12 protein-coding genes are annotated in these 14,459 nt (G+C 68.2%); 8 read left to right on the forward strand and 4 right to left on the reverse strand.

Annotated features, from left to right (window positions below; all coding sequences use genetic code 11):
• Positions 1–46: 46 nt before the first annotated feature.
• Positions 47–2,713: a phosphoenolpyruvate carboxylase gene (gene ppc / locus S2M10_RS14255; protein WP_168846653.1), complete on the reverse strand. Its 2,667-nt coding sequence runs from the start codon at positions 2,711–2,713 to the stop codon at positions 47–49.
• Positions 2,714–2,827: 114 nt separating this feature from the next.
• Here ppc and S2M10_RS14260 point away from each other — a divergent pair, with 114 nt between their 5' ends.
• Entirely contained in the window at positions 2,828–3,631 is an 804-nt protein-coding gene (locus S2M10_RS14260) for an oxygenase MpaB family protein (RefSeq protein WP_247650818.1), read from the forward strand.
• A gap of 4 nt (positions 3,632–3,635) precedes the next feature.
• On the opposite strand, the gene S2M10_RS14265 is transcribed toward S2M10_RS14260, so the two are convergent.
• Positions 3,636–4,307 carry a YoaK family protein gene (locus S2M10_RS14265; RefSeq protein WP_168846655.1) on the reverse strand — a complete coding sequence of 224 codons (672 nt, stop codon included), beginning with the start codon at positions 4,305–4,307 and terminating at the stop codon, positions 3,636–3,638.
• An 82-nt stretch (positions 4,308–4,389) separates the two neighbouring features.
• Here S2M10_RS14265 and S2M10_RS14270 point away from each other — a divergent pair, with 82 nt between their 5' ends.
• The 3 genes from S2M10_RS14270 (at position 4,390) to S2M10_RS14280 (ending at position 6,543) form a co-directional block, all read left to right on the forward strand.
• Complete coding sequence (locus S2M10_RS14270; RefSeq protein WP_168846656.1) at positions 4,390–5,025, forward strand: trimeric intracellular cation channel family protein; 636 nt, start codon at positions 4,390–4,392, stop codon at positions 5,023–5,025.
• A 351-nt stretch (positions 5,026–5,376) separates the two neighbouring features.
• Positions 5,377–5,694: a PEPxxWA-CTERM sorting domain-containing protein gene (locus tag S2M10_RS23130; protein WP_168846657.1), complete on the forward strand. Its 318-nt coding sequence runs from the start codon at positions 5,377–5,379 to the stop codon at positions 5,692–5,694.
• 354 nt (positions 5,695–6,048) lie between these two features.
• Positions 6,049–6,543, forward strand: a complete 495-nt coding sequence (locus S2M10_RS14280; protein ID WP_168846658.1) for a PEPxxWA-CTERM sorting domain-containing protein — start codon at positions 6,049–6,051, stop codon at positions 6,541–6,543.
• 54 nt (positions 6,544–6,597) lie between these two features.
• Here the strand turns inward: S2M10_RS14280 and S2M10_RS14285 are convergent, their stop codons facing one another.
• Positions 6,598–7,656 (reverse strand): mannose-1-phosphate guanylyltransferase/mannose-6-phosphate isomerase, encoded by a 1,059-nt coding sequence (locus tag S2M10_RS14285; RefSeq protein ID WP_211091045.1) that lies wholly within the window; start codon positions 7,654–7,656, stop codon positions 6,598–6,600.
• A gap of 158 nt (positions 7,657–7,814) precedes the next feature.
• Here S2M10_RS14285 and S2M10_RS14290 point away from each other — a divergent pair, with 158 nt between their 5' ends.
• From S2M10_RS14290 to prsR, 3 genes are read left to right on the forward strand one after another with little or no spacing between them, the layout of a single operon-like run.
• Positions 7,815–9,203 (forward strand): TIGR03013 family XrtA/PEP-CTERM system glycosyltransferase, encoded by a 1,389-nt coding sequence (locus tag S2M10_RS14290; RefSeq protein ID WP_168846659.1) that lies wholly within the window; start codon positions 7,815–7,817, stop codon positions 9,201–9,203.
• Entirely contained in the window at positions 9,203–11,245 is a 2,043-nt protein-coding gene (gene prsK / locus S2M10_RS14295; protein WP_168846660.1) for an XrtA/PEP-CTERM system histidine kinase PrsK, read from the forward strand. Before S2M10_RS14290 ends, prsK begins: the two co-directional genes overlap by 1 nt.
• Complete coding sequence (gene prsR, locus S2M10_RS14300) at positions 11,242–12,606, forward strand: PEP-CTERM-box response regulator transcription factor (RefSeq protein WP_168846661.1); 1,365 nt, start codon at positions 11,242–11,244, stop codon at positions 12,604–12,606. Before prsK ends, prsR begins: the two co-directional genes overlap by 4 nt.
• A 66-nt stretch (positions 12,607–12,672) precedes the next feature.
• Here the strand turns inward: prsR and S2M10_RS14305 are convergent, their stop codons facing one another.
• Positions 12,673–13,350, reverse strand: coding sequence for a cytochrome c family protein (locus S2M10_RS14305; RefSeq protein ID WP_168846662.1), 678 nt, complete (start codon positions 13,348–13,350; stop codon positions 12,673–12,675).
• A gap of 102 nt (positions 13,351–13,452) precedes the next feature.
• Here S2M10_RS14305 and S2M10_RS14310 point away from each other — a divergent pair, with 102 nt between their 5' ends.
• Complete coding sequence (locus S2M10_RS14310) at positions 13,453–14,343, forward strand: prephenate dehydratase (protein ID WP_168846663.1); 891 nt, start codon at positions 13,453–13,455, stop codon at positions 14,341–14,343.
• Positions 14,344–14,459: the final 116 nt, after the last annotated feature.

Here is a 14,459-nt window from a genome sequence, read left to right on the forward strand (position 1 = left end):
GCTAGGCCCACATGGTTAACCCCGGGTTAGGCCGGGGCTACGGGCCCTACCCGCTGTTGCGCAGCGCCGTCGCGATGGCGTTGATCGACAGCAGGATGCCCTCGCCGATCCGGGCGTCCGCCTCGCCGGCGCGGTGGCGTTTCATCAGCTCGATCTGGAGCAGGTTGAGCGGCTCAATATAGGGCAGCCGCAGCCGGATCGAGGTCTCCAGCGGCGGATGCTTTTCCAGCAGCCGGGTCTGGCGCGTGACCTGGAGCAATCCTTCCTCCGTCTGCTGCCAGCCGTCGCGGATGCGCCCAAAGATCCCGTCGCGCAGCGTGGCGTCCTCGACCAGCGCCGCATAGTGGCTGGCGATGCCCATGTCCGACTTGGCGAGCACCTGCTCCATATTGTCGAGCGTCGCGCGGAACAGCGGCCAGGCGCTCGCCATCTCGCGCAGCAGCCCCTTGTCCTCGAACGCATCGAGCGCGGCGCCGACGCCGTACCAGCCCGGCAGCATCACGCGGGCCTGCGCCCAGCTGAACACCCAGGGAATCGCGCGCAGATCCTCGATCGCATCGCTCTTCTTGCGGCTGGCGGGGCGAGAGCCGATCTTGAGGCCGGCGATCTCGGCGATCGGCGTCATCTGGCGGAAGAAGGTGGTGAAGCCCGGCGTCTCGTAGACCAGCCCGCGATAGGCGCGGAAGGCGCTGTCGGAGAGCCGGTCCATCGCCGCTGCGAAGCGCTCCGCATCGGCCGGGGCGAGCTGCTCGGGCTCCAGGCTGGCGAGCAGCGTGGCCGAGGTCATCGCCTCCAGATTGGTCATCGCGCTTTCGAGGCTGCCATATTTGGCGGCGATCACCTCGCCCTGCTCGGTGATGCGGATACGGCCCTGAACGGTGCCCGGCGGCTGGGCCAGGATGGCCGAAAAGCTGGAACCGCCGCCACGCCCCACCGCGCCGCCGCGGCCATGGAACAACTGCATGGCGACGCCCGCTTCCTCGAAAACGGGCTTGAGCGCGGTCGAGCCGCGGCTGAGCTGCCAGGTCGAGGTGAGATAGCCGCCGTCCTTGTTCGAATCGGAATAGCCGATCATCACTTCCTGGTGCCCGCGCGCGGCGGCGATCGCGGCGACTTCGGGCAGGCCGAGCCAGGCCTGCATGATCGGCGGCGCGGCCTCGAGATCGGCGATCGTCTCGAACAGCGGGATCGCCATGATGTGCGCCTGCGGCGTCTCGCCCGGCACGTAGAGCCCGGCTTCCTTCAGAAGGACATGGACCTCGAGCAGATCGGACACCGACTGCGCCATCGAGACGATATAGTGCCGGATGCAGTCGCGGCCGTAGCGCGCATGCGCCGCCGCCGCCTCTCGGACGATGGCGAGTTCGGTGGCGGTTTCCTCCGAATAGGCGGCATAGGGGCTGGTCAGCGGCCGTGCATTGGCGAGTTCACGGCGCAGCAGTTCGATGCGCGCCGGCTCGTCCAGCGCGGCATAGTCGGCGCAGACGCCCACCGACTTGAGCAGCTCGCCGACCACCCGCTCGTGGATCGCGCTGTTCTGCCGCATGTCGAGCGTCGCGAGATGGAAGCCGAAGGTTTCCACCGCGCGGATCAGCCGACCGAGCGCACCGCCGGTCGCGAGCGGGCCGCCGTCGGCGAGGCCATGTGCAATGGCGACCAGGTCCTCGCGGAACTCGGCGGGATGGCGATAGGGGGTGCCGGCGATCGGCGACGGGCGGCCGGGCTTCTTGCCGACCAGCTGTTCATGCGTTGCGGAAAGCCGGGCATAGATGCCGGTCAGCGCGCGGCGATAGGGTTCGTCGCTGCGGCTCTTGCCGGTGTCGCCGCTGGCTTCGGCGAGCTTGAGCACCGCTTCGGGCACTTCGCTGTGCTCGGTCGAGATCGACAGCTCGGCACCAAGCGCATGGACGGATTCAAGATAATGATCGATCACCGTCTCCGCCGCGCGGGCGAGGGCGAAGCGCATCGAATCGGCGGTCACGAAGGGATTGCCGTCGCGATCGCCGCCGATCCAGCTGCCGGGCCGGAGGAAGCTCGGGGCGCGGTCCCCCAGCGCGCGGTCCCAGCGCGCATAGAGCGCGGGCAGCACCGGCAGGAACACGTCGCGGAAATAGGAGAGCGCGGTCTCCACCTCGTCGGGCACGCCCAGCTTCTCCCGGCGCAGCACGCGCGTCTGCCAGAGCAGCGCGATCTGGCGGAGAATGGCCTCCTCCACCTGGTCGCCATCGGGGGTCTCGGTGACGCCCTGGTCGCGCAGCCGCATTAGTTCGGCGATGCGGTTCTTGTGATCGATCATCGACTTGCGCCGCACCTCGGTGGGGTGGGCGGTAAGCACCGGGCTGACCAGCGCAGAGCCAAGCAGCGCCATCACCGGCTCGCGACCGATGCCGGCCTTGGCCAGCCGCTCCAGCGCGGCGGCGACATCGGCATCCTTTTCGGTCGCGACACCCTGGCGGTCTTCCGCGAGGTTGGCGAGCATCGAGAACAGCATGAAACCGCGCACGAAATCCAGCGTCTCGTCCAGGCTCAGCCGATCGAGCCCGGAATCGATCGCGCCCGCCCCTGCCACGCCGCGATGCCGATCGACCGAGGTCGCGCGGATATATTCGATCCGCTTGAACAGCGCCTCGCCGCCATAGGCACGGATGACGTCCCCCAGAAGCCGCCCTAGAAAGCGGATATCGGGATTGTTGGTGATTGCGATGCTGGCCATGGCGGCATTTGCTGCACCGCAAAGCGAACGCGGTCAACTTGTTCGCGCTACCAGAGTACCTAGCTTAACGGCATGAATTTAGTTGCAATTGCAACCCACAGCGTGCGGCGCGCGATGATCGGCCAGGTTCGCGCCGTTTTCAACGATGCCGCGCGCGGCGAGACGCCGGTGCAGCCGAGCGACGACGCGCTTTTTGCCCGCGATTCGGTGTTGTGGCGGGTGCATGGCGACGTGACGACGATGATGGTGGGCGGCGTCGCCGCGCTGCTGCTCCAGATGCTGCATCCGGCGGTGCTGGCCGGCGTTTGGGACCATTCGAAGTTCCGACACGACATGCTCGGCCGGCTGCGCGGCACCGCGCGGTTCATCGCCCAGACCAGCTATGGCGCGCGCGAAGAGGCTGAAGCGGCAATCGCGCGGGTGCGCCAGATCCACCGCCGCATCCGCGGCACCCTGCCCGACGGCACACCGTACAGCGCCGACGACCCCCGGCTGCTCGCCTGGGTGCACGTGACCGAGGCGGTGAGTTTTCTCGAGGCCTGGATCCGCTATGCCGAACCGGCCATGTCGCGCGCGGACCAGGACCGCTATTTCGCCGAGTTCGCGACGATCGCCGAGGCGCTCGGGGCCGATCCGGTACCGCGCAGCCGCGCCGAGGCGGCATCATTGATCGCGGAACTGCGAGGCGAACTCCGCTACGATGCGCGCACCCGCGAGGTGGCCAGGCTGCTCCTCGAACAGCCGGCACCCAATCTGGCGACCAAGCCCTTCCAGGCGATGACCTTCGCCGCCGCGATCGACCTGCTGCCGGGCTGGGCGCGGCAGATGCACCACCTCGTCACTCCGCCGCTCGCCGCACCTGCCGTGCGGCTGGGCACTCGCGGCGTGGCGGAGACGCTGCGCTGGGCTTTCCGCTGAAGGCTCACCGCACCATCGTGAAGTCCGGCCGCGCGCGCGGCCGAGTCATGCTGGCGAGCAACAGCGTCAGCACGGCCGCGAATATCGGCGCCAGCCACAGCGCGTTCCACCCCCAGCGGAACTGGCTTTCGGCGCCGATCACCACGCCGCTGACGAAGCCCAGCCACAGCGCCAGATAGCGCAGCCAGCCGAACCGATCGGCATCGCCCATCAGCGCGCCGGCCAGCTTCTGCCCCATCTTGACCAAAGATCCGGTCATGTAGGTCAGCCCGATCGTGACTTCGCCGTCGCGCTGGAACACGCCGTTCTCGGTGCCCATCGCCGCGGCGAGCAGCAGCAGCACGACGGGGCCGGGCATCAGCATCGCGACGATGGCGGCGAGCGCGAGCAGCAGCGTCACCGCCGCCATCACCACCGGCTGGTGCCGGTGCGGCCGGGCGCGGCCAAGGACGCTGGACAGGATGACGCCGGCAACGAAGCTCATCACCAGCGACGCGGCGAGCGCGGCATCATGCGATGATCCGCTGCCCAGGCCGACGCCCAGCCGCGTCGAATTGCCGCTCATGAACGAGGCGAAGAAACCGCCCAGGCTGGTGAAGGCGAGCGCATCGACGAAGCCGGCGAGCGCCGCCAGAAGGATCGCGAGCGCGATCAGCGGGGACTCGGTACGTTGCATGCCCCCTCTCTGCCCCAAGCGACCAGCCTCCGCCAAGGGCCTGCGTTTGACTTGGTGACGGCGCGCGCGGCAAAGCGAGGGCATGGAAAGTTCGGTCGCGGCCCAGATCGGCCCCATCCTCCCTTGGCTCGACCTGCTGGGCATCGCGGTGTTCGCCGCCACCGGCGCGCTGGCCGCCACCCGCCACCAGCAGACGATCGTCACCGCGACCTTCTTCGCCCTGATCACCGGCGTCGGCGGCGGCACGGTGCGCGATCTGCTGATCGGCGCGCCGGTCTTCTGGGTGCACGATGCCTCGGTCGCGTCGCTGTGCCTGGGCATGTCGGCGATCGTGTGGATTACGCCCCAGCATTGGTGGAGCGATCGCACCTTCGCCTGGCTCGATGCCCTCGGGCTGGCCGCCTATGCCGCGTTCGGCGCGGCCAAGTCGCTCGGCTTCGGCATCCCGCCGGTGCCGGCGGCGGTGATGGGCGTGGTGACTGCCTGCGTCGGCGGCATCATCCGCGACGTGCTGGCGGGCGAACCGTCGATCCTGATGCGACCCGAACTCTATGTGACCGCCGCGGCGCTCACCGCCTCGCTGTACGTGCTGCTCAGCCAGCTCGGGCTGCCGCCCTATGCCGCCGGCCTGGCTTCCGCCGCGGCGGGCTTCGCCCTGCGGGGCGCGGCGATGGTCTGGAAATGGGGCCTGCCCGCCTATCGCGGCGGCAAAGGCTGAAAGCCGTACCAGAGCCGCAAAGAAATAGGTCCGATCTGACCTCAACCAAGGCGCAGCTCGTCTTGAATCCATCGCCGACCGGCCGATAAAATCACGATGTCCTTGCGCGCCTCGTGCAAGCGACGCCGATGGCGACATCGTTAATCCAAATAATCGCTGCGGAGAGGATCAACATGAAAAGGGCATTTTTCTTGACGACCTGTTGCGTCGGTGGGGCACTTATGTCTGCGCCCGTGACGGCGAGCCCCTATAGCTTCGCGATCACCGGCACCCAGACGATCCGGTTCGTGCTCGAATCGTCCCCCCACCCCCACGGTTTCGGTCCCGGGCAGCTTCTTCACCCTCGCCGCCGTGTCCGGGACGCGCAACGGCACGCCGGAACTGTTCGACCTCGGGTTCGGCAGCGCGTCCTTCGGCTTCAACATCGGGGTATATCAGGGCGCTGCGCCGCCCTTCCTCCTGTCGACCGGCACGCAACTCTACACCGGGAGCGAGTCTGCGCCCAGCTTCAAGCTGGGCAGCTTCAGCCTTTCGACCGGCGACATGCTGGCTATTTCGGCAATCCCGGAACCGGCTGGCTGGGCGATGCTGCTGGCGGGTTTCGGCGCGCTGGGGCTTGTCATGCGCCGCCACCGGCAGACCAGGGTGCGGGTGCGCGTCAACCGCTGAACGCCCGCCCTTTGCGACATGATCGCCGCCGATCGTCCGCGCATCGGCGGCTGACATGCGACCAGGCGGTTCCGACGCCAGGCTGCCCCACTTCCGCCTCGCATTTCAGCGCTGCCGCTGCGGCCCTTCCGCGCGGGGCGGCGTGCCGCTCGGGCGGCGCGGCTTGCATCATCCGTTGTGCAGACAACGTCCGTCGCACGCGAAAATTGTCAAGTATCAACCATATACACCCCACTTTGAGACAGCACCATGCCAGCAGCCTGTGAATAGCTGTGCGAATCTGATACGCCCCCGCCGCATCATGCTTGTACCGCGTAAGATTTCGATTTTATCCTATCCTTAGCGGAGGCTTACATGAAGGGGACGTTTTTCTTGGCATCGTGCTGCGCTGCTGCACTGGCAGTGGCTGCACCGGCCCATGCCGCACCGTATAATTTTGCAATTACGGGCAGCGAGACGATCCAGTTTGTTCTGGATTCCTCGCCGGTGCCGTCGTCATACGATCTGGGAAATTATTTCCGCATCGACGGCGCCAGCGGCACGATCAACGGCGCCGCCGCGACGTTCGATCTAGGTTTCGGCAGCTCCACCTATTTCTTCAACTTCGGCCTGTTCAACAGCAGCGCCGGCCTGGAAATTTTCTCGACCGGTGTCAGCCTTTACACCGGCGCCGAGGAAACGCCGACCTTCAAACTGGGCACCTTCGCCCTGGCGCCGGGCTACAGCGTCACGATCTCGGCGGTTCCCGAGCCGACGGGCTGGGCGCTGATGCTGACGGGCTTCGGCGCGCTAGGTGCGGTGATCCGTCGCCGCCGGAACATGACCGTGCGGGTCCGCTACAGCGGCTGACACGATCGCGCCGCCGCCGGCCCGAAAGGGTCGGCGGCGGTTTCGCGTGCCGTGTCAGTCCTTCATCGCGTCGATCAGCTTCTTGACTTCCTGGCTGCGGCCGCGCGGCAACACCAGCACATCGGCGCCGGAGACGACCACGATCAGGTCCTGCACGCCGACCAGCGCCACGCGCTTGCCCGGCTCGCTCTGCACCAGGCAGTTGGTCGCCTCGATCGCCACGACGTCGCCGCGCACGACATTGCCGCCCGCATCGGGGTTGCTGATCGCGTGGAGCGCATCCCAGCTGCCCACGTCGCTCCAGCCCATCGCCACCGGTACCACCGCGACACGCGGCGCCTTTTCCATCACCGCATAGTCGATCGAATCCGACGGGCAGGCAGCGAAGCTCTCCGCATCGGGGAAGATCCGCGCGCCTTCGCGCCGCCCCTTGTCCATCGCCTGCTGCGCGGCGACCAGCATTTCCGGCCCGAACACGCTGAGGGCGCCGAGATACATGTCGGCGCGAAACAGGAAGATGCCGCCGTTCCAAGCATGGTCGCCGGAGGCGAGCATCGCCTCGGCGCGATCGCGCGGCGGCTTTTCCACGAAACGGTCGACACGGTGGACGCCGGGGGCGAGTTCCTCCTCGCCGATCTTGATCCAGCCATAGCCGGTCTCGGGCGAATCCGGCGTGATCCCGAACGTGACCAACCAGCCTTCGTTGACCAGCGGGAGCGCCGAATCGATCGCCGCGTGGAAAGCATCGACGTCGGAAATGACGTGATCCGACGGCATGACCAGGATCGGCTCGCTGCCGCTCCCGGCCGCCATCGCGGCGAGCGCGATCGCGGGCGCGGTGTTGCGGCCAATCGGCTCCAGGATCAGCGCGCGCACCGCGAGATCGACTTGGGCAAGCTGTTCCTCGACGAGATCGGCATGAAACGCATTGGCGACGACGATCGGTGCCGTGAAACGCGTCCCCGAGGCACGCCGCGCGGTCAGCTGGAGCATGGTTTCCTCGGCAGTGAGCGAGAGAAGCTGCTTCGGGCGCTCCGGCCGCGACATCGGCCAGAGGCGGGTGCCCGAACCGCCCGAAAGGATGACAGGCGTGATCGGCTTGGTATCCGGCATGCGGAAAGGGCTCCCTGGTTCGGTGCTGTAGGAAGTAGCTGGGCGGTGTGCGCGATTGAAACAAGGGGATGGCGAAACGGTTGCGACACGGCGCAAATTTGATGCGGTGTTCGGGGCTTGGCCGTTCGTTTACCCTTCCGCGCTATCAGGGTGGCGCCATGACCCGCCTGTTCAAGCATTATGTACCGAACACCGTGCTGCTGCTCGGCCTGCTGGACATGCTCCTGCTGGTCACCGCAGGCGAACTAGGCTGGCAGCTGCGCGCGCACCAGGCCGGGCTCGACGTCGGCGCGATCCACGAGCGCGTGCCGCAGCTGGCCAGCTTCACGCTGGTCCTCGAAACGGCGCTGGTTGCGCTGGGCATCTACAGCGCCGAGGCGTTGCAGTCGCTGCGCCAGGCGCTGGTGCGGCTGCTGGTCTCGATCGGCATGGGCGTGGCGGGCCTCAGCGTCCTCTATTTCCTGCTGCCGCCGATCGGCTTCTGGCGTTCGAATCTGCTGTACGCGGCGATCGCCGCGTTCGTGCTGCTGCTGATGATGCGCGTACTGCTCGGCAAGGCGCTGGGCAGCCAGGCCTTCAAGCGCCGCATCGTCGTGCTCGGCGCCGGCCCCCGCGCGGCGCGGCTGAAGCAGCTCGCCCGCACGCCCGGCGCCAGCTTCGCGGTGGTCGGCTATGTCGCGATGAGCGAGGCCAATCGCGTGATCCCGGAGGCAATCGCGCGCGACGCGATCTACAATCTCGCCGACCACGTCGTGCTGCTCAACGCCAGCGAAGTGGTGCTGGCGCTGGAGGAACGCCGCAACGCGCTGCCGCTGAAGGACCTGCTGCGGATCAAGACCACCGGCGTTCATGTCAACGAATTCTCGACATTCGTGGAGCGCGTGACCGGCCGCGTCGATCTCGACAGCGTCAATCCCAGTTGGCTGATCTTCTCCGACGGCTTTTCCTCGGGCCGCCGGCTGTCCGGTCTGTTCAAGCGGCTGTTCGACATTGTCGCCAGCCTGGTACTGCTGGTGCTCGCCTTCCCGCTGGTGATCGTCACGGCGATCCTGATCAAGCTGGAGAGCCGTGGCCCCGCGCTCTACCGCCAGCAGCGTGTCGGCCTGTACGGGCAGGCTTTCGACGTGCTCAAGCTGCGCTCGATGCGGCAGGATGCCGAGGCACCGGGCGAGGCCGTGTGGGCGGAGGAGAATGATCCCCGCATCACTCGCATCGGGCGCATCATCCGAAAGATCCGTGTCGACGAGCTGCCGCAGTGCTGGAGCGTGCTGAAGGGCGAGATGAGCTTTGTCGGGCCCCGTCCCGAGCGGCCGAAATTTGTCGAGGATCTCGAACAGGTGCTGCCCTATTATGCCGAGCGGCACATGGTGAAGCCCGGCATCACCGGCTGGGCGCAGATCAACTATCCCTATGGCGCCTCGATCGACGATGCGCGCCAGAAGCTCGAATACGACCTGTTCTACGCCAAGAATTATTCGCCCTTTCTCGACCTGCTGATCCTGCTGCAGACCGCGCGGGTCATCCTGTTCCCCAGCGGGGCGCGCTGATGCTCGCCGCGGCGCTGAGCCTGTGGCTGCATGCCTTGGCGGCGCTGCTCTTCGCGCTGCTCCCCTTCGCGGCACTGCGCACCGGCGGCGCCCCGCTGCCGCGCCGGGTGCTGGCCGCCGCCCTGGCGCTGACCGCTCTCGCGGCGCTCGCCACCGCCGGCATCGGCGCGGAGGACGTCGTCACCCGACTTGCCGAGGCGTTGCGCACGCTCGCCTGGCTGGCCTTCCTGCTGCTGCTCCATCGCCGCGCCGGCGAGCCCCGCCCGCCGCTCGCGCTCGATACGGTATACGGCGTGGTGGCACTGGTGACGATCGCCGCCACCGCGCTGGACATGATCGCGGCGCAGCCGTCCGCGATTGCCGGCAATGCGGCATCGGTGGCGCTGCTGCTGCACCTGCTGGTCTCCGTAGGCGCGCTGGTGATGGTGCAGGCGCTGCATTCCGCGCTCGCCCATACCGCCGGCGGCGGACTGCGCTGGACGGTCGCCGCGCTGGGCGGCTTCTGGCTCACCGAGTTCGCCATCCTCACCCTCGCCTATCTGGGGGTCCCCCTCACCGGTCTCCTGCTCGTTGCGCGCGGCACCGCGCTGGTCTGTACGGCGGCGGCGATGGGTTTGGGACTGCAGCGGCGGGGCGACTGGCGCGTCCGCATGTCCCGCACCGTCGCCTATCAGTCGCTGACGCTGGTCGCCGTCGGCGCCTATTTTGTCCTGCTCGCGCTCGCCACCAGCGCGCTGGCGACGCTGGGCGGCAGCCAGGCACGGCTGCTCCAGACCGCCTTCGTGTTCGGCGCCACCGCCGCCATCCTCACGCTGGTGTCGAACAGCGCAGTGCGCGGCTGGGTGAAGGTGAAGCTAGCCAAGCATCTTTTCCGCCACCGCTATGATTATCGCGCCGAATGGCTGCGTTTCACCGAGACGCTGGGCGCACCCGGCGCCGCGCCGCTCGATCAGCGCATCGTCCGCGCGCTGGCGGACCTGACCGACTCGCCCTCGGGCTTGCTGCTCGTCGCAGAGGACGGCGCGCTCGTCGCCGGGGCGGGCTGGCACTGGGATCGCGCCGCCCTGCCCCTGACCGGAGACGCCGCACTGGCGACGCATCTGGAGACGACCGGCCGGATCATCGAGGTCGATGCCGTTCGGCTGGACCAGGCGGACGCTGCGGATGCCGGGGCCACGCCCGACTGGATGCGCGACACCCCCGCGGCCTGGGTGGTGGTGCCGCTGCTTCACCGTGGCACGCTGGTCGGCGCGATCCTGCTGGGCCGGCCGGTACTGGCGCGGCGGCTCGACTGGGAGGATTTCGATCTGCTCAAGGCCGCCGGCCGCCAGGTGGCGAGCTATCTCGCCGAGGCGCGCGCGCAGGAAGCGCTCGCCGAGGCACAGCGCTTCGACGAGTTCAACCGCCGCTTTGCCTTCCTGCTGCACGACATCAAAAATCTGGTCAGCCAGCTCGCGCTCACCGCGCGCAATGCCGAGCGCCATGCCGACAATCCCGCCTTCCGCGCCGACATGATCGCGACGCTGCGCGACTCGTCGGACCGGCTCAACGCGCTGCTCGCCCGGCTGGGCCAGCATCACCGGGGCCGCAGCGAGCCGCCCCGCCCGACCCCGCTGCTCCCGCTGGTCCAGCGCCTGGCCGCGCGCCAGCCGGCCCAGGTGAAGCTGGTATCAGGGGCTGAACCCGTCCTCGCCCTCGCCGAGCCCGGCGCGCTCGAGCAACTGCTCGTCCACCTTATCCAGAACGCGATCGAAGCGAGCCCGGCCGACGCACCGGTGATGCTCGCTCTCGCCACCGACAAGGAAAGCGCCATCATTGACGTGATCGATCGCGGCTGCGGCATGTCGCCCGGCTTCGTCCGCAACCGCCTGTTCAAGCCGTTCACCTCCTCTAAGCCCGGCGGATTCGGCCTGGGCACCTTCGAGGCGCAGCAGCTGGCCCAAGGCATGGGCGGGCGCATCGAGGTCCGCTCGCGGGAGGGCGAAGGCACGCGGTTTCGCGTGGCGCTGCGCCTCGCCCCCGCAGTGGAGCAGGCCGCATGAGCGAAACACCGGCCAAGCCGCTGCCCAAGCTGCTGATCGTCGAGGACGATGCCGGGCTGCAGCGCCAGCTGCGCTGGGCCTATGAGGGTTATGCCGTGCTCGCCGCCACCACGCGCGACGAGGCTATCACCATGCTGCGCGCCGAGGAGCCGCCGGTCGTCACGCTCGACCTTGGCCTGCCGCCCGACCCCGACGGCACCAGCGAAGGCTTCGCCACGCTGGAAGCGATTCTGAAGCTGTCGCCCGCCACCAAGGTGATCGTCGCCTCCGGCCATTTCGAGCGCGAGTCGATGCGCCGCGCCATCGAGCTCGGCGCCTGGGATTTCTACCAGAAGCCGATCGACATCGACGCGCTGGGGCTCATCGTCGCGCGCGCCTTCCACGTCCATGCGCTGGAAGCGGAGAATCGCCGCCTTGCCGAGAAGGCGGAGGCCCGCGAAGTGCTAGGCGGCATGATCACCGCCGCGCCGGAGATGCTCAAGGTGACCCGCACGATCGAGCGCGTGGCGGGCGCCGACGTCTCGGTGATGCTGCTCGGCGCGAGCGGCACCGGCAAGGAATTGCTGGCGCGGGGCCTGCACGAGGCGAGCCCGCGCAATACCGGCGCCTTCGTCGCGATCAACTGCGCGGCGATCCCCGAGACCTTGCTCGAATCCGAGCTTTTCGGCCATGAGAAGGGCGCGTTCACCGGCGCGGTGAAGACCACCGAAGGCAAGATCGAGCTCGCCCAGGGCGGTACCTTGTTCCTCGACGAGGTGGGCGACATCCCGCTGCCGCTCCAGGTCAAGCTGCTCCGCTTCCTGCAGGAGCGGGTGATTGAGCGGATCGGCGGGCGCAAGGCGATTCCGGTCGACACGCGCATCGTTTGCGCGACGCACCGCGATTTGGACGCGATGGTGGCGGAAGGGCGGTTCCGCGAGGATCTCTATTATCGGCTCGCCGAGATCGTGGTGCGCATTCCCTCGCTGGCCGAAAGACCGGGCGATGCCGGGCTGCTCGCCCGCCATTTTCTCGCCCGCTATGCCGAGCAGATGAAGGCCGGCAGCAAGAGCTTCGCCCCCGATGCGCTCGCAGCGATCGACGCCTGGGGCTGGCCGGGCAATGTCCGGGAGCTGGAAAACCGCATCAAGCGCGCGGTGATCATGGCCGAAGGCAAGACGGTCCACGCCGAGGACCTCGACCTCGCGCCGGGCGACGCTGCTGCGATCAACCTGCGCGCGGTGCGCGAGGCGGCGGACCGCCAGGCGATCCGGCATGCGCTGGCGCGGAGCGATGGCAATGTGTCAGCGGCCGCGCGGATGCTCGGGATCAGCCGGCCGACACTGTATGATCTGCTGAAGGCGTACGACCTGCAGGGGTGATCCCCTTACTCCCCCCCCCGCTTGCGGGAGGGGGATTTGGAGCGGCAGGAGGTCAGGAAACGAAGCTTACTTCCGCTTCTCGGCCTGCACCGCCGCCTGCGGGTCCTTCGCCGGCGTGCCTTCGGCCGGCGTCGCCTGCTGGACGTTGACCGAAACGTCGGCGCCTTCGACCGCGCCGTTGCTCTGCACCCCGGCATTGTCGGGCTCGGACCCTGCGGCGGGCGCGGCGGGCAGCGGCAGGTTCGAGCCCTGCTTGTTGAGGTACAGGATCACGTCGGCGCGCAGCTGCGGATCCGAGATGCCGGCGAAGGTCATCTTGGTGCCCGGCGCGAACTTGCGCGGGTTGGTGAGCCAGGCATCCATCTTGTCGAGGTCCCAGCTGCCGCCGACGCCCTTCAGCGCGTCCGAAAAGGCGAAGCCGCCCTTGCCCTGCGCGATGCCTTCGCCGAGCGTGGCATAGAGGTTGGGGCCGATGCCGTTGGCGCCGCCCTGGGTGATGGTGTGGCACGAGGCGCACTGCTTGAAGCCGCTCTCGCCCTTGGCGGCGTCGCCCTTGGCGAGCCGCACCGGCAGCGGCTCGGCCGCCGCGGCGCCGCCGGCCGCATCTTCTACCGCCTCGACGACATAGCCGGGGCGTTCAGGCTTTTCGGAATGGAAGAATTTCGCGCTCGCGATCGAAAGTCCCAGGGCGGCGATACCCCCCGCCAGCGCCCAACCTGCGATCGTATTGAAGCGATCCTGCATCCATCCGCTCCCACCTGTGCTTTAATTCATCTTTAGAGCGCGCTCGCGCCGGAAGGCAAGCACACTTGCGGCGGAGTTCTACGGAGGCTAGCGCCGCCGCCCATGGAGAATTTCGCCGCCCCTGCCCGCCCGATCGTCGCCCGCATGCTCGCCGAGGCCGAGGCGGCACCGGCGCGCGCGGTGGCATTCCAGGGCGCGCCGGGCGCCAATTCGCACGTCGCGGTGCGCGAAGCCTTTCCCGACGCGCTGCCGCTGCCCTGCTTCTCCTTCGACGACGCGATCGACGCCGTGAAGGAAGGCCGTGCCGACCGGGCGATGATCCCGATCGAGAATTCGCTCCATGGCCGCGTCGCCGACATCCACTTCCTGCTGCCCGAATCCGGGCTGTCGATCATCGGCGAGCATTTCCTCGCCATCCGCCACACGCTGATGGGCACCGGCGGCATCGACGACGTGCGCGAGGCGATGAGCCATCCCCAGGCGCTCGGCCAGTGCCGCCATTGGCTGAAGGCGCACGGCATCGCCCAGGTCGCCTATCCCGATACCGCGGGGGCGGCGGCGATGGTGGCGGAGCTGGCCGATCCCAAGGTTGCCGCGCTGGCACCGGCCCATGCGGCGGAGCTGTACGGGCTAAACGTGCTGGCCAGCGACATTGCCGATGCCGCGCACAACATGACGCGCTTCGTGGTGCTGTCGCGCGATGCGCCGGGGGTCACCGGCGAGGGCCCGTTCATGACCTCGCTGATCTTCGAGGTGAAGAACATCCCCGCCGCGCTCTACAAGGCGCTGGGCGGCTTCGCGACCAACGGCGTCAACATGACCAAGCTGGAAAGCTACCAGCGCGAGGCGAGCTTCTCGGCGACCGAGTTCTACGCGGACATCGTCGGCAGCCCCGACGATGCCGGCGTGCTCCGCGCGCTGGAGGAACTGGGCTTCCACTCCAAATGGGTGCGCCTGCTGGGGACCTATCCGCAGGCACGCGCGCGGCCATAAAATCCAAGATCCTCCCCCGGAGGGGGAGGGGGACCGCCGCCGAAGGCGGTGGTGGAGGGGTGTCCCGTTCGAAGCAGGGTCCCGCCGTTGCAGCGGTTACACCCCTCCGTCGCGCT

Origin of the sequence: Sphingomonas sp. S2M10 (assembly GCF_012650175.1) — a bacterium.
Classification (GTDB): domain Bacteria; phylum Pseudomonadota; class Alphaproteobacteria; order Sphingomonadales; family Sphingomonadaceae; genus Sphingomonas.